This is a genomic window from Enterocloster sp. 210928-DFI.2.20 (genome assembly GCF_020554465.1).
GTDB lineage: Bacteria > Bacillota > Clostridia > Lachnospirales > Lachnospiraceae > Enterocloster > Enterocloster bolteae.
The window spans coordinates 129,515-154,162 of record NZ_JAJCHK010000012.1 but is presented as its reverse complement, the minus strand read 5'-3'; the positions used below and the strand labels follow the sequence as shown (position 1 = coordinate 154,162).

Here is a 24,648-nt window from a genome sequence, read left to right as displayed (position 1 = left end):
CGGATCATCCAGTCATAACCGTCCGTCTGTCAATCATCCAATCCGTTCCGCAATCAAATCACCCATTTTACAGGTGCCCACCCTGGTACATCCCTCGGACATAATATCCCCGGTTCGGTACCCTTCTGTGAGCACAGCCTGTACCGCCTTCTCAACAGCGTCCGCCTCCCGGTCCATATCAAAGGAATAGCGCAGCAGCATGGCTGCCGAGAGGATGGTGGCAATGGGGTTAGCCATATCCTTTCCCGCAATATCAGGCGCAGAGCCGTGGCTGGGCTCATAGAGGCCGAATTTGCTCTCATTCATGCTGGCAGATGACAGCATTCCGATAGAGCCCGTAATCATGCTGGCCTCATCCGAAAGGATGTCCCCAAACATATTCTCTGTGAGAATCACATCAAACTGGCCTGGATTCATGACCAGCTGCATGGCGCAGTTGTCCACCAGCATGTGGGACAGCTCCACCTCCGGGTAATCAGCGGCCACTTCCTCCACCACCTTCCTCCACAATCTGGAGGAATCCAGGACATTGGCCTTGTCCACGCTGGTTACCTTCTTCCTGCGCTTCATGGCAATATCAAAGGCCTTGACGGCAATCCTTCTGATTTCCTTTTCATTATATGTAAGTGTGTCCACGGCTGTCATGACGCCGTCCACTTCCCTTGTGTACCTGTCCCCAAAATAAAGGCCGCCTGTAAGCTCCCTCATGATAACCATGTCAAATCCGTCCCCGATAATCTCCTTTTTCAGAGGGCAGGCCTCAGCCAGTTCCTTATAAAGATAAGCCGGCCTGATATTAGCGAACAGCCCCAGCCCCTTGCGGATAGCCAGAAGCCCTGCCTCGGGCCTGAGGTTAGGAGCCACGTCATACCACCGTGAGTTCCCCACGTCTCCGCCCACAGCCCCCAGAAGCACTGCATCGCTCTTTCTGGCCGTCTCCAGGGCTTCCTCTGTCAGGGGCACACCGTACGCATCAATGGAGCATCCCCCCATCAGAATCTCTGTATAATCAAAGGAATGACCGAACACCTTTCCCACCTGGTCCAGCACCTTCCTGGCTTCCCTCACAATCTCCGGTCCAATCCCATCGCCTGGAATCACAGTCACATTATAATTCATAGTGCATATCTCCCCTGTCTTCTATTCTTTATGGTTATATCTATCCATAATAATATAATTTCTTTCAATCATATATCATTTGAAAAGGTATTTCAACCTTTCCGGCAGAATTTCGCTATAGTGAAATATACAAGTTTGGAATTATTATCATGACTGGAAGTTATGGAAGTTCCCGCAACAGCCTGCCTCTTATTTCCTTTCCCCGCCTCTTATTTCCTTTCCCTGTCTTCTATTTCCTCTCCCCGGCTCCTATGCTTCCCTGACCAGGCAATATTGTCTCAGCGCAAAATGCTTTTCCATCACGCCAAAGACCTTAAATCCAAAATGCTCATAAAGAGGCACATTATCCGGATTATGGGTTTCCAGGGATATCATAAGCTTGTGCTGGTCGGCATAACGGATAACCTCACCTAACAGCAGGGCAGCCAGGCCGTGGTGCTGCATATCCGGTCTTACAGCCAGATAGATAATGTGTATCCGTTCTGTCCGGTGCAGCTGTGCCGTCCATCTGGAGTTGAGGTAATCCTTGCCCAGCATGAACTTCCACAGGGTCTTAAGGCTGGGGTCCTCCTTAATCAAGAACTCATCGGTTCTGAGAGACGCCCATGCCTCCGCCAGATAATAGGTCAGCGGATTATAGGGCTCGGTTTCATCGGAAACAACCAGCAGGGAATTCATCTCAGGGCTGTCTGAATAAATCTCGCAGGTCTCATAGAATTCTGTCAGGTCGCAGGCAAACAGCTCCGGCAGAAGCCGTTTCCTAATCTCCTCATCCGGGATCAGTTTGCAGTATAACGGGTCGTGCTCAAAACATCCGGTCAGAAGTTTCTCCAATCTGGGCAGGTCCTCCTCCTTAACCCGGTATAATTGTCGGCTTTCCATCTCTCATTTACTCCTCCTGTATCTTACTCTCACTTGTATATAAATCCTGTTTTAATTCAGAAGCCCGATGCCCGGCCTGCCGGATTGCCTTCAGGAGCTTACCGGCAGATGTTATCATGTACCGGATGTCATCACCATAGCAGCCAAGCTGGTTCTCCCGGGCCCTGACAAGGATATCATATTCCTCCCGGGTATCCGGATTTTCTTCCCCGGCCCTGGCCTTCAGCCTCTCAACCAGGCGAAACAGGTTCTGATGGTGGACAATTCTCCCCGCCCCCCATTTAAGCCGGCCGGGCGGCTGGTTCAGAACGTATTCCGTAAAGTAGGTATAAACCTCCTCCTCAAACAAAAATGCATAGCGGTTGTTGTCTATTGTATAGACCGCCTCCAGAGCTCCGGGCAGGTTGCGGTTTTCAAGACAGGCAATGGCCCTGTCCATGGCCCTTACATTTTCCTGGACCGCCTGCTGGGGAAAGAGCACATCATCGTGCCAGCTCAGCCGGACAAAATAGTCCTGCTCCTTTTTAAAGATACGCAGGAGTTCCCGGTTCAGGGACCTGCATCCGGCTGCCAGCAGAAAAGCCTTTTCTTCCTCGCCGCGGTCCAGGAGCCGGCCGTATGCCCTGTTTATCTCCCTTATTTTACTGTAAAGGGCTTCTCCCGCCTGGATTCCCTGTTTCAAAACTAAATGCAGCCCGGGCAGATCCGCGTCTGCCCCGCGGCACACACTGCCGTCAATGCTGGCCGCTGCGCCTTCAAACAGCCTCGCAAAATTCATGGGCACTGCCGCTGTCCTGTCAAAAGCCAGCACAAGGCCGGCGTACATCTCATGGTGGAAGTGGTATACCGGTTCCTGGTAAAAATTTTCATTATCATACTGGGAATGGTAATGTGTCTCCATGAATTCCCCTGCGCTGAAATCATTGACCATGGACGGAATCCCTCCCACAGCCAGGGAAAAATCATCCGACCAGGTCTGTATGGGACTCAGCACTTCCACTCCCTCCGGATATGGCTGGTCCGCAAAAAAACCGGCTGGCAGACCGGTTATAAATTCCTCCAGGAAATCCGCATATTCATACACGCACCTCACAGCATCCTTCCTGCCATGGGCGTGGGCAGGCAGCTCGAAGTTCAGATCCGCGATAACCTTTCCCGCCCAGTCAGGCCTGGCCGTAAATACCTGCTCATAGGCGCCTGCAGACCAGTCGTATTTGGAATTCACCACTCCCCACTCCTCCGCAGCCATGGCGCAGAACACAAGGGTCTTTCTGGGCTTATACCCTGACCGCAGCACGGCTCTGGCTATGCCAAGCATCATGGCCACCGCGGCATTGTCATCCTGAAATCCGCTGAAATAGGAATCATAATGAGCTGACAGCAGAATCATTCCTTCCTCTGTCCCTGGTATGCTTCCTATGATATTATAAGTCTCCTGATCCTTAAGCACCGTGGACGAGGCGTCCAGGCGCACCTGCACCTGTTTATCCTCCCCCATGGACGCCTTCAGCACTAAAGCGTCAGCGCGGGACATGGAAAAGGCCGGGGCATAATCCGGGCCCGCTATGTCCTGGGCGTTAAGCGCTTCGTCGTTTATCTCCCCGTACCCCTGCTCCTGGACAGCAATCAGGGCAGCAGCCCCCTTCAGCCAGGCCTGGTATACAGGAAAATTAATCCACCACTCATCCCTCTGGTTGATGTCAATAAGAACCAGCTTTCCGGTCACATCCACCTGTCCGTAATCTGCCGCTGTTCCCTTTCCCAGATATACCAGGCTGAATTCCCGGAATCCGCCAGTATGGAAATCAGTCTGGTAAGCCCCCAATTGAAACCGGTGCTCCCTGCCCCGGCTGTCTGTAAAAACCATGACTGCCTTCTCAAACTCCCAGCTGTCCACGCATATCCTGTCCTTATGCACGTCCGAAAGCCCCAGGGACTCCATTTCCCGGACCAGCATTTCGCCTGTCTCAAACTCTGCCCTTGATCCCGCAGTTCTGTATCCCAGCACCGGATTGGTGCGGTATTTCTCCATCCGTTTAGCCAGACTGTAGGAATATCCGGTGTCTGTTTCCATGCAGATTCTCTTTCTCCACTCTTCCCCATTCATGACACATCACCTCAAAAATAGCTGTAGGAGTAAAATTCCCATACTCCTACAGCATCCTGTATTCCGTGTTCAGTTGTGTTACTGGTTAATCTTTGCCCCGTCATCCCCTACCCAGTAGGAATCCGGCGTCAGACAGTTGGTCAGCATCTCGCCGTTGTCAGCGCAGTAATACTCCCTGCCTTCCCACTGTATCCATCCGGTGGCCATATAGCCCTGTGCGTCAAAGAAATACCACTTATCTCCTATCTGCTGCCAGCTGTTGGCCGGATAGCTGCCGTCCGCGTTGCGGTACCACCATTTTCCGTTTTCCGGAGTCTGCACCCATTCGCCGTTTCCTCCCGTGGGATTCTCCCTGAACTGGGCCGCCTTTTCCTCCGGTATGTACGTGCTGGGAGATTCCGCCCAGTCTCCTTTTTCCTTGCTGTCAAATTTGCTTACAGGCCTTACCCTGACCGTGTATGCCGTATTGCCCTTCTGCATGCGCTCGCGGCAGTTGCATGTATTGGTGCTGACTGTCATGACAGCGCCCACTGCCTTGTCGTCCCTGTACACGCGCACCTCATAGCTGCCCGCTGCCGGTATGGCGTCCCAGGTGGCTATGCCGTCCTCTGTGAGGACCACATTTGTCAGAGCATGAAGGGAGGTGTTCAGGGCCTGGAGCTCCACATCCATCAGCAGGGTGGTGCTGGAATCCTCCCGCTTGGAATTTTTAAACTCAGCTCCGCCTTTTATGGTCACCTTATCCTTGGGAAGGGACTGGAAATAGTAATCGTCGTTGGCTGTCAGGGTAATCTGGATTCTGGGTACGGTGTCCTCCCGCCATTCCACATCGTCATTCAGGATCTCATAGCCGTCCACAGAGTACTTGTTGCTGCTGGTCTCAATCTCTATGAGCTCATCTCCGAAATCCGTATCCGGCTTTATCTCTGCTTTTATGGTCAGACTTATGGACTTAATGGGTTTACGGCTTGCGCCGTATGCAGGAAACACCATCAGGGCAGCCAGTACACCTGCCGCAGCCATCATTAATTTCCGCTTCATGTGCAGCATATCATGATTCCTCCTTTTTACGTTCCTCATATAACCCTACTTTATCCAGTTTTGCCAGCTGTGTCAATATACATTTCCTTACGATTCCATGGCTTAACATTATCCGGCTCAGGATTCCCTGGCAGCCGCCTGTGAATTCCTGTCCTCCATTCTGCGCTCCAGGACCTGGTACTGCCGCTGCATCTCATGGTATTTATCCAGGATAGGCTGGGAGCGCTGCCTCACAGCCCCCATGATGGTATCATAATTCTCCACGAACATGGATACAATCACTGAATCTATAAGCCCCTTTTCCGCCATGTCCTCCAGAATGGACACTGTTTTTTCCTTCGAAAATGCATCCTTATAGCTTCTGGTTCCTGTCAGGGCGCTTATGATATCAGCCACCGCCACAATTCTCTGGGGCATATCCAGAGATTCGGCGTTTAACCCCCTGGGATAACCGGAACCATCCAGCTTCTCATGATGGCGCAGGGCGATATCCCTCACCCTGGCTGACACATTTGTTCCCAGAATGTGCTCGGTCAAATCCACATGGGTCCTCATGACCCGCATGGCCTGAGGGCTTAATTTCCCGGGAAATTCCAGTATCTCCACAGGTATTCCTATCTTTCCCAGATCATGAAGCATGGCTGCGCAGATCACGTCCCTGATATCATTGCCGCTGTCCAGCATACGGACTGCCAGTTCCTCGCTTATAACAGTGGTTGTAATGGTATGGGTTACGGTATGGGAGCTTCTAAAGTCAATGACATAGGTCAGCATGCGCAGAAGCGCCTTTTGCTCATCCTCGGTAAACGGAACCTCTTCCATGGTCCTGTCAAATTGCCCGGACACATCCTCCGGCAGACAGTATTCCTGGCCCTGGACAGCCAGGCGGTCCAGAACTTCCGGTCCCAGGCGCCTGAAAAGTCCTGATACTCTGGGGCTGTAGGCCAGCCCTTCCTGCCTTCTCAAAAACTCCGTGAATCTCTGGTATCCGCCTGTATAACCGGATGATCCGAAATAGATGTCTGCCCGGTCCGCCAGATTCAGGATCTGGGCCGCCTCCCTGACTCTCTCCGGCACATCCTTCTGTTTTCTCAGCCGGTTCCAGGGCATATGGTGATACAGGACAACGGAATCCCAATATTCAAACGGCGTAAAATAGTGAAAGAACAGATATCCGTAAATGGAATGATTCCACACTTCCTTCGTCTCGAATTCCACCATCCTGTCAATTTCCTCGGTCTTATATGCGCCAATGTCATGGAGTGCAGCCAGAATCAGCAGGTTTCTCATCTCCGACGGTGTATAGGTGCCATCCTCCTTTAGCATCTGGAACACCAGATAGGAGACCCGGGCACCGTGTCCAATCAGCCTTGGGTCAACCAGATTAAAAGCTCTTCTTGCGATATTAATTAAATCCTTATTGCCCACAGGCAGGGAATATTCCGGCATAACCGCTCCTTTTCTCTCACTCCGACTTATACTCTGCCTCCTATTTTCACACAAAGCCCACTATAAATCAAGCTCAATCTGATACCCCGAAAAGGCGGCCCCTTCCTGAAAGGGGCCCTTTTTTACTCCCACTTAAAATAACGCAGCGCAATCCCGCCGCAGACCAAAAAGCAGACTGCCATGTACAGACATGATTTCCATATACCCTCAGCCGGCAGCCCCAGGGAAACCGCCTTAAGAAGTTTGATTCCCTGGGTCAGGGGCATCATATCCGCAATCCTCTGCAGGCCGGAGGGCATGGTCTCATACGGAAGGGTGGCACCCGAAAGAACCAGCATGGGAAAATACAGTATGCTGGCCCACATCCCGGCTGTCCTGACATCCGGGGCAATGCCTCCTATCATCATGCCTATGCTGAATATGACCAGCATCACAAACAGGAATACAGCCAGGTACGCTACTGCTGAGCCTGGAAAACGCGCCCCGAAAAACAGGACCGCCGCAGCATAGACCAGAACCAGGGATGCCAGGGAATAGACGGTATATACCGCTGTCTGGACCGCCAGAAGGAGGGCCGGACTGGCCGGCGTTACCTGGTACCGCTTAAGTATCTTCTTCTGCCTGTATTCCGAAATCACCAGAGGAAGCCCCATAACACCGCCAGCGCAGACCGCTATGGCAGAAACTGCCCCGAAGGACTGTTCCAGAAATGTATAGCCTGCCCCCGGATAAGCGGGCCGGCTGCCGAAAATAATTCCCAGCAGGGATATGGCCACCAGGGGCATGCAGATGGCAAAGATAATCATATCCATGCCCCTGATAGATAACTTAAGTTCTGTTTTCAGTATGGTATAAAACCGTTTCATCTGTTTTCTTCCTCCTGTGTCCACCACAAATACGCATCCTCCAGGTTACTGTACGGGCTGATATCCACCGCCTCCTTTACGGTTCCTTCAAAGACAAACATTCCATCCCTCAGGATACCGATTTGATCGCAGAGCATTTCCACCTCATCCATGAAATGGGATACAAGACATATAGAAAGGCCCTTATCCTTCATTTCCAAAAGGCATTTCCAGACCTCCCTGCGGGATTTTGTATCCAGCCCTGTTGTCAGTTCATCTAAAAACACCACCTTGGGACCTGGTATGAGCGCCAGTATAATAAAAAGCCTCTGCTTCTGCCCGCCCGACAGCTGGCTTAACATGGAATCCGCCTTATCCTCCAGCTTAAACTGCCGCAGCAAATCCCTGTAATCCGCTGTTTTCTCATACAGGCAGGCAGTCTCCTCACAGAGCTCCCGCACCTTAATGCGGTCCGGATAACTTGCCTCCTGAAACTGCACCCCCACCTGCTCAAACAGATGTCTGCGCTCTGTCACCGGGTCCATTCCCAGTATCCGCACTTCTCCCGAATCAGCCCTTCTGGTCCCCAGTATACATTCCACGGCCGTGCTCTTTCCCGCGCCGTTGGCTCCCAGCAGTCCATATATCTGGCCCGGCCGGATCGTAAGGTTCAGGTTATCAATCACCTTTTTTCCGGAATAGGACTTGCTCAGCCCTGTGACTGTCACCGCCTTTTCCCGGAGTGCAGCTTGTGCGTTCACTGCTGTTTCCCTGCCTTTCCTCTGTTCTTCCCGATTTGTCATCTTCCTGCCTCCTAGTTCACTGTGTATCGGTATATGCTATAACTGTCTTTCACAGCTGTTCCCGGCGGTTCATCTCCATCAGCTTCCCAATCTGTGACTCCACATACCCAGCATTCTCTTTTGCCTCTGCCAGGGAAGTGAGAAGCTTATCACAGGCAGTGATAATATCGTCGTCCTCTCCGGGTGTATCAATAATTTTCCGGATATCGGCGGACGGATTCCTGGATAAGGCGTTTAGCATCCGCAGAATGGACGAAAGGGAATAGTTGGCGCACCGGAGGGAGCGTATGATGGTCAGCCGCTGTATATCCTCCCCTGTATAGACCCGGTAGCCGTTGGCCATCCGCCTGACGGAAAACAGGCCGTTTAGTTCCCAATTCCTGAGCGTGTCAATGGTGACACCCAGGATACCGGCTGCTTCCTTTCTTGTATACATGGTCTGTTCCCTGTCTTTTCTGGAACACGGTTCCTTAATGCCTGCAAGCATCCTCCTGCATATCCTGACAGCCTCCTCTGCATGTTTTATTTCCTGATCCACCTGGTCACTGTAACGTTTTGTCAGCTTCAATGCCGTCTCAAAATCCCCTGACGCAGAAGTTTTAACGATAGTGACTGCCTGCTTTCTCAGTCCATTTTGCAGAACCTCCACCCGCAAGGCCGCCCTTGCCAGCTTAAACTGCTCCACATGAAGCTCCGTAAAAATCCTGTAGCCGCTCTGCGTCCTCTCTGCTTTCGGAATCAGGCCGTACCTTTCATACAGACGTACGGTGTTCACATGAATGCCGAACATCCTTGCCAGATCCACTGTCCTGTATGTATTCATAAAGATGCACCTCCTATTCTTTTATACCACAGGTTTCATCCCTGATGTTATAGTGTAGGGTTTCCCTCTGATACCCGCTCCTATGCGGTATTCTGAGAACAAATAAAAAACCAGCCTGTTCCGGCTGGTTTTTTATCATTTTCCCTTCCTGGCTCAGCGCTTTAAATCTCGCTGATATAATAATACACAATGCTTATATAATCCTCCGGCTTCTGGAAATCCAGTTTCAGGGCCAGGCTCCCCTGATTCTCCCTGAATTGGTCCCATAACACCTTCTGGGCAGCGTATGACTTGTTGAGATCCCGCCGTTTTCCATCCGGAAAAATGGCATTGACCGCACCGCTGCACTGGTTCACAATCTGCAGAAATCCATTCATGTTCAATATATTTAGTTTTATCACAATCCAACACCTCCCGGAATATGCAGCCCCTTTCATGACCGTGGGAGGAAGGCGCCATCCCTTCTTCCTACTATCATTATAGTGTATCATATTCCCTGAAGATATCGAATTTCTGTCATCTTGTGTCACTATTCTGCCATTTCTGACGATACTCTTTCGGACTGCATCCCATACTGCTTCGGAATACCCTGCCGAAGTAGCTGCTGCTTCCCAGGCCGCATATATGGCATATGCTGGTGATGGGTTCGTTTCCCTCAGACAGCATCCAGCATGCCCGCTGTAAACGGAAGCTGGTCACGTACTCTACCGGAGTCATGTTCAGGCAGTCCCGAAACACCCGGAAGCACTCGCGCTCACTGATGAAGGCAGATGCCGCAATCTCCTTCACCGACAGCTTATCCCCGCAATGTTTGTGGATGAACGCCAGCATTATTTTTATCTTCTGGTTTGACCGGCTGTTGTATTTGGGGCTTTTCTCCATGGTCTCTGTCATGGCAAGAAGGCCGCACCATATCTCAGACAGGACCGACCTCAAACGGATTTCGTAGCCGCAGTCGTCCTCTGATATCCGGAAGGACTGCCGGAGGGTCTCTAAAACAGGTACATGGGACGGCTGGTCCGGGTACAGCCCGATTATCTCTACATGGGATGCCGTCATAAGGGGCGAAACGTATTTCCGGTCAATGATACTGCCGCTCTGTCCGCTGATCAGCAGCGGGTTAAAGATATGAAGGAGTGAGACGACTGACCCCTCCCCGTCCTTTGCCCTGGACATATGAAGCACATTTGAATTCACAAAGCCCCCTGAACCAGCCGTAAAAACAGCCTTTCCATGAGGCGTGTCATATTCCAGGCTGCCCTGCTCCATGTAAAACAGCTCCGCCTCTTTGTGCCAATGCCAGGGAGACTGTTTTCCCGCATACTTGTCCAACTCCACATAAGAGGCAATATAAGGGAATTCCGCCGAGATTCCCGGCAGTTCCTCTTCATAGCTCCCCGGTTTAAGCTCTACCTTACGGATTATCTTCATATTACCCTCCTGTTCCGGGACCTTATTGCCGGGTGTCTGCACTCTCCAGAAATATCCTGACCTCCTGATATTCCCGTCCCATAAACTCCTTTACACTGCCGGAAAATGCCTCCGCATTTCCCTCGTCCAGATACCGGCCGGCCTGAGCCACCATATCATTATATTCCATATGAAACTCCCTTTCCCTCAGGCGCAGCAACGCAATGGGATACCCCCATACAATCAGTTCCCTCAGCTTATTGTAACACTCCTTTACCAGATTCAGCCTGCAGTTCTCCGCAATAAATGTCAGCACCACCTCAAAGATCTTATAACTATTCCTATTCTTCCCGAGCTGCCGGACATCGTACTGCAGCTTTTCCACTGCATCCGCCGGTGCATTCTCCAGCGTATATTGGACCACCGGCTTAATGGTCAGCGTCATCAGCTGCAGGCTGTCAAGATACAGTTTCATGCCTTCCCTGATTTCCGGATTTGCCAGATCCGCCTTTTCCGCTTCAGCCAGGACCAGGGTTCCCTTACCCTGGAGGGACCTGGTTATCCCCATGCTGTCAAGTATGGACAGGCTGCGCCTCACGGTATTAAACGATACCTCGTAACGCTGTGCCATACAGGGAAGTGATGGCAGGTAGGTTCCGCGGGGGTAATCCCCTCTCTCTATCTCCCTGAGAATGCGGGACACAAGTGTATATCTCATCTGGGGACGTTTACGGTAAATGTTCCAGTAAAACGGAACCTGCTCCATATCCCCCAAATCGAACTCATCCTGTGCCTGTGCTATAAAAGACAGCAAATCCGCTGTGATACGGCCGTACAACGTCTCAAAGGTCTGACCCAGCAGTGAAATGACCTCCTCCCTGGACAGTCCCTCCAGCTCCTGATCCGTCAATACCGCCTGGTCTTTTCTGACCATCAGATAAGCAAACCTTATATAACGCACAGTCTCCCAGTAAAGATTCAGGAACAGCCGGTTGTCCGGCGCCTTGAACACCAGTATATATAACGCTGCCGGCATGGATACAGATTCCACGGACAGGTGCTTCATATTATCTAAAAAGCGTTTCCAATCCTCATCGCTCCACCTCATAAGGCATTCCCGCCACAGCGGCTCAAACAGCAGCTTTCCGGACAGAACCCAATCTGCTATCCCGGCTTTCCTGGATACGAAATATCTGGCTGCACTTTCCCGGAACCCGGCGGGTCCGGCCTTATAAACCACCACGGGCGCTGTTCTCGGATCTACCCTTACATATCCTCCTTTTTCCAACAAAGCCAGGCCGGCTCTTACAGTTGCCTGCGCCAAATGAAACATCTGACAAATTTTGTTAATGGACGGAAGGCTCTCTCCATATTTATAATATCCATATAGTATCCTGGCCTCAAAATATTCGTACACCAGCCTGTTTAAACCGCTGTCAGCTCTCATTCTTTTACCTCAAATATTTATATAGCATCTGTTCCAGCACACTGGCGTCAATGGGTTTTGCAAAATGCGCTGTCATCCCGGCGTGAAGGGCATTCTGCACATCCTCCGCAAATGCATTGGCAGTCATGGCTATAATGGGTACGGAGGCCGCATCCTCCCTCTCCAGGGCGCGTATGGCCCTTGTGGACTCATACCCATCCATCTTAGGCATCTGCACATCCATCAGGATCATGTTATAGTAGTGCTCCGGCACCTGCTTAAACCGTTCCAGGGCTTCCTCCCCGTCACAGGCTTCCTCCACCTCCACCCCCATCTCTTCTATCAGGGTTCCCGCAATCTCACGGTTCATCTCATTGTCCTCCACCAGAAGAACCCGTTTGCCTGTAAAGTCTGATTTGCCCGTAAAACCGCTCCATTGCACCGGTTCCTTTTCTCCGCTCAGCCCGCTGAGCAGATAGCAGATTTTGGACCGGTAAAAGGGCTTTGCCAGAAATGCAGATACACCGGCTTCCCTGGCCTCTGCCTCAATCTCCGACCAGTCATATGCGGTCAGCACGATAACGGGAATTTCTCTTCCCACCTCCTGCCGGATACGCCGCGCCACTTCCACTCCGTCCATATCCGGCATCTTCCAGTCCACAATGACCAGGCGGAAGGGATCGTCTGAATCCTTCAGATCCAGTACCCGTCTTACCGCCTCAGCGCCTTTTGTGACAAACTGGGGCCGCAGTCCCATATCCTCTAAAAGCTCCGACGCATTTTCACAAGTCTGCTCATCGTCATCCACAATCAGGCAGTGTATGCCTACCCATTCCTCAGGCACCGCCTCAGGCGCTGCATCCTGGAACTGCAATGGAAGAGCCACCGTAAACACAGAGCCTTCCCGGGGCCTGCTTTCTACTCTGATATCACCGTTCATCAAATCTGTCAAATTCTTTGTGATAGCCATTCCCAGCCCGGTGCCGGTTACCCGGCTGTTTGTGGAGTCCTGGGCCCGCTCAAAGGGCTGGAACAGTTTGCTCATAAATTCACTGCTCATGCCGATCCCGGTATCAGCGCACCGGAACACATAACGCCCATATCCTCTGCCGGCGCCTTGCTCCTGCCTTACCTCCACATGAACGCTCCCCCCTTCCGGGGTGTATTTGGCCGCATTGCTCAGGATATTAATATATATCTGGCGGATACGCAGGGAATCTCCCACCACTTCCTCATTTTTCAGCCCCTTCAGATGTACGTCCATCTCAAGGTGTTTGGCCTCTGCCTGCGGACGCACCAGCTCCGCGGATTCCGTCACCAGTTCTGCCAGGTTAAAGGGTTCCTCCCGTATGGATAGTTTCCCGCTTTCAATCTTCGACATGTCCAGCACATCATTAATCAGGCTTAAGAGATGCTTGCTGGACAGGCTGATTTTCTTCAGGCATTCCATCACCCGTTCCCTGTCATCCAGGCGGGTGCTTGCAATAGCCGTCATGCCCACGATTGCATTCATAGGAGTGCGGATATCATGGCTCATATTGGACAGGAACTGGCTTTTAGCCTCACTGGCCGCCCTGGCGTTGTCCAGGGCGCTCTGAAGAGCGCTGCGTTTCTGTTCCTCCTCATAGCGCTGCTCATCAATACGGCGTGAAATCAGGATTGCCAGTTTATCCCCGGAATAGGGATTGTCCACATGAATGATCTGCATAGAAACCCAGTGATACCTGCCGTCTCCAAGCATCTGTCTCACATCCAGAAACACCTCATTTTTCTCCTGTCCCAGAGTCTTATTCAGATTCTCTGCCGAGAAGCGGCGGCAAAATTCCTCCAGGTGCTCCGGATGAATGGATGCGGCCACATACTCATAGAGCTGGCTGTAGGATTCCTGGTTCCCAAGCTCCAGCATCAGGCCCGGTTTTACATAGATAAAGTTCAGCGAATCCCTGGTCAGATTCAGACTGATAATCACCGGGTAGGCATTGGATATAGCTCCCACCAGGGTAAGGCGTTCCTGAAGCTTCTCCCGCTCCGCTGCCTCCTCTGCCAGCTTTTCGTCCGTGATATCATGAAAAGCGGAAATCAGTACCGGATTTCCGTTTTCATCCAGGGTCCTCTCCACGATTCCGGCTGCCCAGAAAAATCCATTATCCAATGTAATCACACGCACTTCAAAGATGTTCTTTCTGCCGCTGTCCGCTGTGTCCTTAAACAACTGTACCAGATTTTCATAGTCCTCCTGGTGTATCACATCCCGGAGGCTTTTTCCCTTCATTGCTTCATTGGACGCGCCCTCCTGACAGCGGAACAGTCTCAGCCCCTCCTGGTTCATAAGCAGGAAGTCGTATGGGGCTTCCACGGACATCAGGGCGATTCCTTCCGGCACCGCATTGTACAGACGGCTTATGTAAACGGCCTGATTCTTTAATTTCCGGTTGGTCCTGTTGGCATAGCGCAGATAAAATACCAGAAGCAGTGCAATCCCCAGTAAGATACAGCCTATCAGGGTAAAGGAACGCATGAGTATCTCATTGGTCTGGGCATTTACCACGCTCTGGGGAATTATGGAAATCAAATACCAGTCAGATTGGAGCTTTAAAGGCGTATAACAGAATACGGTGGCCTCTCCCTGGTAGTTAAAGGTGGCCCATCCGGTATAGGAACTTTGGAGAGACCTGGCAAACTGGTCCAGGCTCTCACGGCTGTTTTGGGTCTCCGGAAGCATATCAAACAGATTCTGCACTGTTTTATTGCTGTTGGGGTGGGGAGAGCGAATCAGCACATCCCCCTTCTGGTTGACCACATAGGAGAAGCCGGCATTGTTATAAAAGGACAGGGTGAAGCTGTCTACAATACAATCCACCTCATACTCCTTTACCAGGTATCCCCGCACCCCGTCTTTCAGTGTGACTCCCATAAACAGGTCAAATACATTGACACCCGTTACGCTGCTGATATGAGGGTCAATGATGCCGTTGCCCCGGTCCGTATCCAGCAGCACAGCTTCCGCCTTTTCGTCAATTACTGAGCCTGAGGGAATACATACTCCGTCCTGCAGATACAGACTGATCCCGTTTTCTATCTGTGCATAATTATCCATAAGGAGTTCCAGTTCCTCCCGCTGCCCCGAAGCAATTTCCCTCAGGTTCAGCGTGACGGTACCCATGGACTGGTAATCGTCCATCAGCTGGACCTTCAGGGTATTACAGCCCTGCTGGGTGCTCTCTATAATGGTCTGGACAGACTGCTTCCACAGCTCCTCCTTCACCTCATGGATGAATAAGAAAGTCAGAATGCTGAGCACAGCGCCCACCAAAACAGCCGCCATGGCAATCTTCTTCTTTATGCTGGTACTGTTCTTATCCATTACCATCCTCCCCTTCTCCCAGCGGCCTCCTGGTCCATCCATTTCATGGTATCTTCCAGTTCTTCCCCTTTCATCAGACGTTCTGATGCCCTGGCTGTCAGTTCCCATATAGGAAATTCCAGAAGCGCATCCGTCCCTATGACAGTCCTTCCGGACTGGTAACAGGAGACAATGGGCTGTATCTCTTTTACAGACGATGGAATCCCCTCCCTTAAGGGGCTAAAGGAAGACTGCTGGTCCGCAAACTTCTGTATGTTTTCAGACCGCGTAAAAAATTCCACAAAGGCCAGGGCTTCATCTATATGTTCACTGGCCCTATTGACGCTCAGCCTGGTATCCGCATTGATCACTACCAGTCCGCCGTCCTCCAGCACAGGATAAGGCGCCACCACAAAATCAAAATCAGGGTCCATCCCTTCCACCCGGCCTGCTGCCCATGCCCCGGTCAGCATGAAAGGTGATTCCCCCTTTACAAATTCCTCCAAATCATCCGAGGTTTTCCGAGTCTCCAGTGCTTTCCCTGCATCCACATAGCCATTGTCAATAAACTCCTTAACCAGAGAAAAACCGGGGGTCATGCAGAAACTCAGCTCTTCTTTCCCTTCATTCAGGTGTCTGAACATCTCATCTTCCCGGTTTTCCTGATACGCCGAATAAAAACTCCGGCCAATTGCCAGGGTCTTAAGGGATATATCATTATTGGCAATAACAGGGGTAATGCCCTGCTCCTTAAAATAACTGCATACCTGCCTCCACTCCTGAAGGTTCTCCGGCAGCTTCTGCTTATGTTCCTTCAGCAGCTTCTTATTACAGTAAAGTCCAAAACCTGACACAGTGGTTGGAACCCAGTAAATCTTTCCATGCTCATCCATCTGCCGGAGCATACGGTCACTGTAGTCCTGAATGGTTTTAAGGCCGGATAAATCCATAAGCTGTCCTCTGGACTGCATTTCCAGCAGAATATCGTGGTTCACCATGAATACATCGTCACCCTTTCCCGCGTCAAAACGCTTTCCCAGGGCTTCATAGTATTCATTTCCCTTAAGGCTTTCATAGGATACCCGGATGCCAGGATTCTCCTTCATGAAATCCGACAGGATTTCCTCTATAACCGTCACGTTTTCCGGCTCATATTTATTTCCGAAAAAAGTGATTGTGGTAACATTCTCATTGGGAATCTCGAAATTAACAACCTTATTCCCAGTGCCGCAGCCCCCCAGCATAAGGGCGCTTGCCAAAAACACTGCGTACAGCCCCACCATCCTTCTACCCATACCATATCCTCTCTTTGAATCCGTCAAACCGGCAAATGACCTCTGTCCTACTCTGTCCACATATATTTTAGCATGATACACAGTACGGTACAATCTTTTTTTCTCCGTGGCAGAACGCAAAACAGAGGATAACGCACAATATCCTGCGTTACCCCCTGCCCTCCTTATGATACAAATGCAGTTTAACGAACATGCCCTGGTTTATGGGGCTGTTTCTGTCAAAACAGCCTTTTTCCATCTGAAATATCTATTCCAAGCTCTTTCGCCAGGCCGGTCTGCTTAAACGGATTAATTTTCTCCACCGCGCCATTGCATCTGAAAAATGAGCCTGTATTTTTAAACCAAAATGTTTTGTTTGCTTTTACACATTGTTCACGGATGTCCAGTACCCAGTCATAGTCACACACCCGGGCGTCGCGTCCTGTTTCACCGCCAACTGTAACATGGTCCACTCCATGAAGATATGGCGTCAGATCCATGGCCTCCAAAAGCGGGGCGCAGGCAATAAAACGCCGTTTTATGGGATAGGATAAGAATAGAGGAAGTCTGTAATCGGCCATTTTCTGGTTTTCAACAGTACAGCCAATATTCACATTATCATAGCCGGTTCCCCAATCCGGCGGAAGCGATACAAGGAAACGGTCAATACGCTTTGTCAGAATCAAAAAATCAATATCTGTCCTCTCCCTGATCATGGCCCAAACTTCTTTACGCCATTCATCTGCCTCAGGAAGGAAAAAGTCAGTTGCAAAGCAGGTTGCGAGAATTTTGTTTCCTTTAATGTTGTACTGTCCCTTTGCATTCCTCCTGACAGGCCAATCAAATTTGTCTGTCTTCTCTATGATGTTTTGACCGTACCGTTTTGCATAAGGCCCATAAAAATAACAATATGTACATCCGTCACTGGCTTTATAACAGCCTGTCCATGGTTCCCAGTTCATAGAACCTCCTTCCGTGAATGTCTTTTTGGACCAGGGGCCGCATACGCTTAATGGCATGATACACTCCCCCAGGGATTGATTCAGCTCTGCAGCAGTTTTTCCAAATCAGATACAGAGACATCCATTCGTCTGGAAGTCTCCTCCATGGACATCCCGGAATGGATAAACCGCCTCACAACCATTTTCATGTTCTCTCCAACTTCAATGATGTGGCCGTCCAAATCATAAAAACGCACTGTGCGCTGTCCCCATCCGGCTTCTTTTACGCCATCACCTATGTATTGAATGTCATTGCGCTGTCCTAATCTATCTATAAAGCCGTCAAAATCATCCTCCTCAAAATACAGCTCCATATTGTGTGCCTTTTCCAATATACTTTCTTTAGGGACACCTGTCAGCCAGTCAAATTCCTGCTGTAAAGACAGTCCGCCAAATGAGACGTTTATACCATAATCTTGAAATACCTCCAGATCAAATAGATCCTGATAAAATTTTTTTGAAAGATTCACATCCTTCACAGCAATACATACACCTTCATATTTCATTCAAAGTTACCTCCGTTTTAGGATAAGGGCTGAAAATGCTCACGGTTGTCATGGCTGCCGCCATCAAGAACATTCCGCCTAATGATAACACAGTTAATATGACAACTGTGTGTCATATTCATGGCTGCCCGCCAGTCTATTGCTGTCTTTTACCAGTTTCATTCCCGTTTCACCAGAAGCGTATCCCGGGCCTGAACGCCCGAATAAAAAAATGCCCTAAAACCGCATGAATGAATACTGCATTCTTACGGTTTTTAGGGCATTTATCTACACTTCTTAATGATTACTTCGCGTAATCCGTAACTCTTGACTCACGAATTACATTTACCTTAATCTGTCCCGGATATTCCAGTTCGTCCTCAATCCGTTTGGAAACATCTCTTGCCAGCAATATCATATCGTCATCGCTGATCTGTTCCGGAACTACCATGATACGAACCTCGCGGCCTGCCTGAATGGCAAAAGACTTGTCCACTCCCTTAAAGGAATTGGTTATATCTTCTAATTGTTTCAATCTGTTTGTATATGTCTCCAGAGTCTCACGCCTTGCACCAGGTCTTGCAGCAGATATGGTATCGGCTGCCTGTACAATGCAGGAAATGAGGCTGGTAGGTTCAACATCGCCATGATGGGATTCCACCGCATTCAGCACAGTGGCAGATTCCTTATACTTCTTACACAGGTCTGCACCTAGCTGGACATGGGTACCTTCCATGTCATGGTCAACGGATTTACCAATGTCATGTAATAAACCGGCACGTTTGGCTAAACGTACATCCACTCCAAGTTCTGACGCCAAAAGTCCTGACAGCTGGGCCACCTCGATAGAATGCTTTAATGCATTCTGGCCATAGCTGGTCCTGAACTTCATTTTACCAAGTAACTTAACTAATTCCGGATGAATTCCGTGGATGCCAACTTCAAGACAGGCTGCCTCGCCCTCTTCCCTCATGTTGTTCTCCACTTCCTTCTGTGCCTTCTCTACCATCTCCTCGATTCTGGCCGGATGAATACGTCCGTCCACAATCAAACGCTCCAATGCTATTCTAGCAACTTCTCTACGTATTGGATCAAATCCAGACAATACTACTGCTTCCGGGGTATCGTCGATAATCAGTTCCACACCGGTAAGAGTCTCAAGGGTACGGATATTACGTCCCTCTCGTCCGATGATGCGGCCTTTCATCTCGTCGTTAGGAAGCTGTACAACAGAAACCGTTGTCTCAGCCACATGGTCTGCAGCGCACCGCTGAATAGCAGTCACCACTAAATCCCTGGCCTTTTTGTCAGCTTCTTCCTTTGCCTTGTTTTCAAGTTCCTTAATTAATTTAGCTGTGTCATGTTTTACATCTTCTTCAACAGATTTTAAAAGATATTCTTTTGCCTGTTCGGAGGTTAGACCGGATATCCGCTCCAGTTCCTGTATCCCCTGCTCATACTGGGCTTCCACTTCTGCAGTACGTTTACTGAGAATGTTTTCCCTTCTGACCAGGTCCGCCTCCTTCTTTTCAAGGGCATCTGCCTTTTTTTCAACGTTTTCTTCCTTGCTTAATACACGTTTTTCATAACGTTGAAGTTCCGCTCTTCTTTCCTTGGTTTCCTTCTCTAACTCATTTTTCGTCTTTAAAGATTCTTCCTTGGCTTCCAGGAGAGCTTCTCGCTTCTTTGTCTCTGCGGTTTTTAATGCTTCATCTATTATTTCCCTTGATTTTTCTTCTGCACTTCCTACCTTGCTGTCATACTGCTTCCTCTCGTAATTGCGTGCAGCAAACCAAGTAATAATAGCCACAACTATCATAACGATAATCATTATGGGGACCATTATCTGTGACACAGGAGCACCTCCTTATTTAATTTTCATTGTACGAACTACAACATATTAATTTTATACTTTTTTCAGAATTATGTCAAGTATCTTCCCCTTATTTTCCCGCAGAGACAGACAATATAGACAAATTACAACAGGGCCTAATCCTGGTTTTCAGCGGTTTTAATCTCTCTCAATACCCTGTTTATCACTTCAAAAGAGTATCCTTTCCTCCCTAAAAAGGCCGCCAGACGGCCTTTTTCCTGGTAGGAGGCTTCCTGTTTTCCCTTAAGCCGCCTGGTCAGAGCCTGCCTGGCTGATTCCTCCTCGTCCACAGGCGACTGGTCCAGCGCTTCCTCTATATAAGACGAATCCACGCCCTTTTGCTGCATCTCATATACCATCTGGCGTCGGCTCTTTTTCCCTGCATAGGAGCGCACATAGCTCTGGGCATAAGCGTTATCATCCAGAAAACGGTATTCCTTCAGAAAATTTACAGCATACTCCACTGCCTCTCTGGGATATCCTGCCTTCCCAAGTTTTTCCTTCATCCACTTCTCTGTTTTTCCTGAATCCTTTAATAAATGAAGGGCATACTCCTTGGACCTTGGCCGCAGTACATCCCTGAGGATTTCCTCATACACCTCATCTTCCAGCTTCCTGCCTTCCTCTATCCTGTACCGTTCCACCTCACCCCTGTATAAAACAAAGGCAAAGCCTTCCTCCAGGAAGACTTTGCTCTTTCTCTTATCTACAGGGATGACAGCTGTGACCATCATACCAGTTCAGGGGCATCCGCATCAGTTTCCCCTGTTTTAGTTTCCGCCTGTTTAGCGGCTGTCTTAAAGGCCTCGGCTGCCTCCATGGCTTCCTCTGCTCCGGGCAGTTCATACTTTGCCCTTACCTTGGCCTCCACCTCGGCGCAGACAGCGGGGTTATCAGACAGGTACTGCTTGGAATTCTCACGTCCCTGGCCAATCTTGGAACCGTTATAGGCAAACCAGGCGCCGCTCTTCTCAATGATGTTCTCCTTAACAGCCAGGTCCAGGATATCGCCTTCCTTGGAAATGCCCCTGCCAAACATGATATCGAATTCAGCTTCCTTAAAAGGAGGCGCAATCTTATTCTTCACTACCTTTACCCTGACACGGTTTCCTGTGACCTCTCCGCCCTGCTTTAAGGTCTCTATCCTGCGGACATCCAGGCGCACGGATGCATAGAACTTCAGAGCACGTCCGCCTGTGGTAGTCTCCGGATTGCCAAACATGACACCCACCTTCTCACGCAGCTGGTTGATGAAGATGACAATACAGTTGGACTTGCTGATAACAGCGGTCAGCTTCCTCAGAGCCTGTGACATAAGCCTGGCCTGAAGACCCACATGGGAATCTCCCATCTCGCCGTCAATCTCAGCCTTGGGAACCAGAGCGGCCACGGAGTCCACAATCACGATGTCCACGGCACCGGAACGCACCATGGTCTCGGTAATCTCCAGAGCCTGCTCGCCGTTATCCGGCTGGGAGATATACAGGTTATCAATATCCACTCCTATGTTCCTGGCATATACAGGATCCAGGGCATGCTCTGCGTCAATGAAGCCTGCAATGCCCCCGCGCTTCTGCACCTCTGCCACCATGTGCAGGGCGACCGTGGTCTTACCGGAAGACTCAGGTCCATATACCTCTACAATCCTGCCCTTGGGAACTCCGCCCAATCCCAGGGCTATATCCAGGCTGATGGAGCCGGTGGGCACTGTCTCAATATTCATATTTGCTCTGGAATCCCCCAGCTTCATGACGGATCCTTTTCCGTATGCCTTCTCAATCTGGGTCAGGGCAGCGTCTAATGCCTTTAACTTCTCGTCTTTATTCATATCGCGGTTGATTACATTACTCTTCTCTTCTCTGGCCATAGTATCCTCCAATGCCTTCCATGCGAACAAATGTTCTCTAATAGTTACAATAATAGTATAGTTCCCCTAAAATGTCAACCTCTATTTTCCCGCCACGCCCCTTTTTTACGCTGGTTTCATATGACGGCCATAACGCTATCCTGCGCCGCTGCCGGATGGTTTCCACAGTACCTCCCTGCTTCTTTCATACTGCTTTCATACATCTGCCATACTGCTGCCATACTGCTTCCATACCGCTGCCATACTGCTTCCATACCGTTTTCCTGTCTGTCATACAATGTGAATTCCGGGCGAAACGCCCCTTACAGGTGCCTGTGCACGCACCCCAACGCCTGCGCACAAAAACGCAGTGCCAAAGCCATCACGGCAAGAAATGCCGTGGAAGTAGTATCAGAATATCATAGAATCATGGTGATTGCAAGGATTTCCTCCGGACACGCTGCCCGGCCGGGACTTCCCCGCCGGGCGCCGGCTTACCTTCCTCCTGACAGCATATAATAAACATTGGGTACGAACCGTCTCATAGCGCCGCCAATCAGGGCGCTGACCGCCGTCATGAGGACGGGCATCAGGATGAATGCAGACAGGGCAATGACCGCGCTTCCCGGAAAAGCAGCCGCGGCTGCCTTGTTGATAAACCTTACCCAGGCAAAATGAATGGCATACAGGAAGAAATTATGCTTCATCCACTCCCTGGCATCAGGAAGGTCCGCTGCCTTTACAGCCAGGACAGCTCCGCAGACTCCCCACAGCCTCCAACATACGGTGTAAAGCGGACGCTCCCACAACAGTCCTCCGAAACGGCCCAGGTACAGAAGAAGTCCCATGGCAGTCAAAAGAATGGCTCCTGCCGTCATATTCTTCCGGACCCCAGTTCTTTCCTCTATTCCCCTTCCCCAGGTATCCCTGTGAAGGCTCGCCCAGGCAGCTGCGCAGAAATAAAACAGGGCATCCAGATTAAGAAGGGGCATGGCCCAGTTCTTCCAAAGGCCAAAGGCCATGATTCCCAGGGCGGCGGCGCCCGTTAAATTTCCCCGCATCACAGTGTAAACCAGGGGTGCCAGCGCCACCAGAAGAATCAGCTGGAACAGATACCAGAACACCGGGTTATAGGAATAGCACACAAGGGCGTCAAAAAGCTGGGTCCCGTTAAAGGGTATGGGCGTCTTTCCCACCACTCCGGACAGGCCCGGCAGGCGGGTGGCCGCCACATACCCAATATAGTAAAGAAAATTCCACAAAAGATAGGGTAGTACCAGGCTTCTTATCCTGGAACGCCACTTTGGAATGAGCTTTTCCCAGCAAAAACCGCGAAAAAACAGATAGGAGGACACCATGAAAAATCCCGGCACCGCTATCTGTCCCAGTCTCTCTCCCAGTATGCGCTCTATCCCTGCAACCTTAAGGGCAGCCTCCGGGGTCCCCATAAACAGCTCCCCATTAAAAGAGTGCACCCACACCACAAGCAGGCTGAACAGGAATGTAAGCCAGTAAATCTTGTCGCGGAACTGTTTTTCTTCCATATAGCATCTTCCCCCTGTCCCATCACAAATGTCGGAAATCCAAAAAGGCCGCCCCATGACCTGCCTTAAGCGCCGCAGCATGCCCCGGCAGGCAGATCTAGGAAAACGGCCTTTTATTCTTTACATTGCGTTCCTGTTAACTGCGGTACTGAGCCAGCAGCCGGTTGATCCGCTTGGTAGGCGTCAGCAAATCGCTCAGGGATGCGTCATGATTAAGGTTGTCGATAATGAGGGCAATATATTTGCTCATATCCACATTAATATAGTAAGGTCTCTCAAGAAGATCCGGAGTCTGATATACCAGGTTCGTGGTCAGTATCCGGTCAATGATTCCCTTATCATAATACTCGTCAAACTTTGTAAGTCCCCCTGTAAACAGACCAAACGTAGCGCACACAAAAACCTTCCTGGCTTTCCTGCGCTTCAGCTCCTTGGCCACATCCATGACACTCTCACCAGAGGAAATCATGTCGTCGATGATGAGCACATCCTTCCCCTCCACGCTGGCTCCCAGGAACTCATGGGCCACGATGGGGTTGCGGCCGCCCACGATTTTCGTGTAATCGCGGCGCTTATAGAACATACCCATGTCCAGCCCCAGCATGTTGGCAAAATACACGGCTCTTCCCGTGCCGCCCTCATCCGGACTGATGACCATCATATGGCTGCTGTCAATCTGCAAATCTGTCTCATTCTTTAAAAGATATTTTAAGAACTGGTAGATGGGCTGAACTGTCTCAAAGCCCCGTAAAGGAATGGCGTTCTGGACCCTGGGGTCGTGGGCATCAAAGGTAATGATATTCTCCACTCCCATATTCACCAGTTCCTTGAGCGCCAGGGCGCAGTCCAGGGATTCCCTCCCGGAACGCCTGTGCTGGCGGCTCTCATATAAAAACGGCATAATCACATTAATCCTGTGGGCCTTGCCTGCTGCCGCTGCAATCACACGCTTCAAATCCTGAAAATGGTCGTCCGGTGACATATGGTTGGTCATACCGAACAGGGAATAGGTCAGACTGTAGTTGCATATATCTACCATGATATATAAGTCGTCGCCCCTTATGGACTCTGTCACAAGTCCCTTGCCCTCTCCCGTGCCAAACCTGGGGGTTACGGCATTGATGATGTAGGAATCTCTCTGATATCCGGAAAATGCGATGGTAGACTTGTGCTCGCTTTCCCTCTCCCGTCTCCAGTCCACCAGATAGGCATTCACCTTATCGCCCAACTCCGTACAGCTCTTTAACGGAATCAGTCCCAACGGACCCACGGGAATGGTTTCAATGATTTTCTCCTCATATAACATGGTTAACATCCTCCTGTTTTTTGCCGGAGGCCTTCTTACCCGGACCGGCATATACTTTTATACCATCATTC

Annotated in this window: 21 protein-coding genes; all 21 read right to left on the bottom strand. The window is 50.3% G+C overall.

Annotated elements, in window-relative coordinates; genetic code table 11:
- Nucleotides 1-33: 33 nt before the first annotated feature.
- The 21 genes from leuB to LI015_RS13005 all read right to left on the bottom strand — a co-directional run bounded on the left by leuB (nt 34) and on the right by LI015_RS13005 (nt 24,577).
- A complete protein-coding gene (gene leuB, locus LI015_RS13105) occupies nt 34-1,119 on the bottom strand; it encodes a 3-isopropylmalate dehydrogenase (protein ID WP_002571663.1) in 1,086 nt (361 codons plus the stop codon).
- A gap of 249 nt (nt 1,120-1,368) precedes the next feature.
- Complete coding sequence (locus LI015_RS13100; protein WP_002568090.1) at nt 1,369-2,001, bottom strand: GNAT family N-acetyltransferase; 633 nt, start codon at nt 1,999-2,001, stop codon at nt 1,369-1,371.
- Between the two features lie 7 nt (nt 2,002-2,008).
- Entirely contained in the window at nt 2,009-4,108 is a 2,100-nt protein-coding gene (locus tag LI015_RS13095) for a M28 family peptidase (protein WP_227125322.1), read from the bottom strand.
- 78 nt (nt 4,109-4,186) lie between these two features.
- Nucleotides 4,187-5,158, bottom strand: coding sequence for an N-acetylmuramoyl-L-alanine amidase family protein (locus tag LI015_RS13090; RefSeq protein WP_002568092.1), 972 nt, complete (start codon nt 5,156-5,158; stop codon nt 4,187-4,189).
- Between the two features lie 108 nt (nt 5,159-5,266).
- On the bottom strand, nt 5,267-6,598 hold the full coding sequence (locus tag LI015_RS13085; RefSeq protein ID WP_118017449.1) for an HD domain-containing phosphohydrolase: 1,332 nt from the start codon (nt 6,596-6,598) through the stop codon (nt 5,267-5,269).
- Between the two features lie 122 nt (nt 6,599-6,720).
- The gene (locus LI015_RS13080) at nt 6,721-7,464 is read right to left on the bottom strand and encodes an ABC transporter permease (RefSeq protein ID WP_227125320.1); all 744 of its coding nucleotides are present in this window, start codon (nt 7,462-7,464) and stop codon (nt 6,721-6,723) included.
- A complete protein-coding gene (locus tag LI015_RS13075; RefSeq protein ID WP_227125319.1) occupies nt 7,461-8,246 on the bottom strand; it encodes an ABC transporter ATP-binding protein in 786 nt (261 codons plus the stop codon). The genes LI015_RS13080 and LI015_RS13075 overlap by 4 nt, the downstream gene beginning before the upstream one ends.
- A gap of 49 nt (nt 8,247-8,295) precedes the next feature.
- Nucleotides 8,296-9,069: a MerR family transcriptional regulator gene (locus tag LI015_RS13070; protein WP_227125317.1), complete on the bottom strand. Its 774-nt coding sequence runs from the start codon at nt 9,067-9,069 to the stop codon at nt 8,296-8,298.
- A 161-nt stretch (nt 9,070-9,230) separates the two neighbouring features.
- Nucleotides 9,231-9,470, bottom strand: coding sequence for a hypothetical protein (locus tag LI015_RS13065; protein WP_002568097.1), 240 nt, complete (start codon nt 9,468-9,470; stop codon nt 9,231-9,233).
- A gap of 115 nt (nt 9,471-9,585) precedes the next feature.
- A complete protein-coding gene (locus LI015_RS13060; RefSeq protein ID WP_002568098.1) occupies nt 9,586-10,500 on the bottom strand; it encodes an AraC family transcriptional regulator in 915 nt (304 codons plus the stop codon).
- 22 nt (nt 10,501-10,522) lie between these two features.
- Nucleotides 10,523-11,926 (bottom strand): GntR family transcriptional regulator, encoded by a 1,404-nt coding sequence (locus LI015_RS13055; RefSeq protein WP_002568099.1) that lies wholly within the window; start codon nt 11,924-11,926, stop codon nt 10,523-10,525.
- Between the two features lie 4 nt (nt 11,927-11,930).
- The gene (locus tag LI015_RS13050) at nt 11,931-15,269 is read right to left on the bottom strand and encodes a response regulator (protein WP_227125315.1); all 3,339 of its coding nucleotides are present in this window, start codon (nt 15,267-15,269) and stop codon (nt 11,931-11,933) included.
- Nucleotides 15,269-16,543, bottom strand: coding sequence for an ABC transporter substrate-binding protein (locus LI015_RS13045; RefSeq protein WP_227125313.1), 1,275 nt, complete (start codon nt 16,541-16,543; stop codon nt 15,269-15,271). The genes LI015_RS13050 and LI015_RS13045 overlap by 1 nt, the downstream gene beginning before the upstream one ends.
- Nucleotides 16,544-16,761: 218 nt before the next feature.
- Nucleotides 16,762-17,484 carry a DUF5131 family protein gene (locus tag LI015_RS13040; RefSeq protein ID WP_227125311.1) on the bottom strand — a complete coding sequence of 241 codons (723 nt, stop codon included), beginning with the start codon at nt 17,482-17,484 and terminating at the stop codon, nt 16,762-16,764.
- Between the two features lie 80 nt (nt 17,485-17,564).
- On the bottom strand, nt 17,565-18,029 hold the full coding sequence (locus LI015_RS13035) for a VOC family protein (RefSeq protein WP_002568103.1): 465 nt from the start codon (nt 18,027-18,029) through the stop codon (nt 17,565-17,567).
- A 283-nt stretch (nt 18,030-18,312) separates the two neighbouring features.
- Nucleotides 18,313-19,863, bottom strand: a complete 1,551-nt coding sequence (rny, locus tag LI015_RS13030) for a ribonuclease Y (protein WP_002568104.1) — start codon at nt 19,861-19,863, stop codon at nt 18,313-18,315.
- A 134-nt stretch (nt 19,864-19,997) separates the two neighbouring features.
- Entirely contained in the window at nt 19,998-20,615 is a 618-nt protein-coding gene (locus LI015_RS13025) for a regulatory protein RecX (protein ID WP_227125309.1), read from the bottom strand.
- Nucleotides 20,612-21,748, bottom strand: coding sequence for a recombinase RecA (recA, locus tag LI015_RS13020; RefSeq protein ID WP_002568106.1), 1,137 nt, complete (start codon nt 21,746-21,748; stop codon nt 20,612-20,614). Before recA ends, LI015_RS13025 begins: the two co-directional genes overlap by 4 nt.
- A 116-nt stretch (nt 21,749-21,864) precedes the next feature.
- Complete coding sequence (locus LI015_RS13015; protein WP_227125307.1) at nt 21,865-22,002, bottom strand: hypothetical protein; 138 nt, start codon at nt 22,000-22,002, stop codon at nt 21,865-21,867.
- A 219-nt stretch (nt 22,003-22,221) separates the two neighbouring features.
- Nucleotides 22,222-23,271, bottom strand: a complete 1,050-nt coding sequence (locus tag LI015_RS13010; protein ID WP_227125305.1) for an acyltransferase family protein — start codon at nt 23,269-23,271, stop codon at nt 22,222-22,224.
- A gap of 136 nt (nt 23,272-23,407) precedes the next feature.
- Nucleotides 23,408-24,577, bottom strand: coding sequence for a ribose-phosphate pyrophosphokinase (locus tag LI015_RS13005; RefSeq protein ID WP_002568108.1), 1,170 nt, complete (start codon nt 24,575-24,577; stop codon nt 23,408-23,410).
- Between the last annotated feature and the right edge of the window lie 71 nt (nt 24,578-24,648).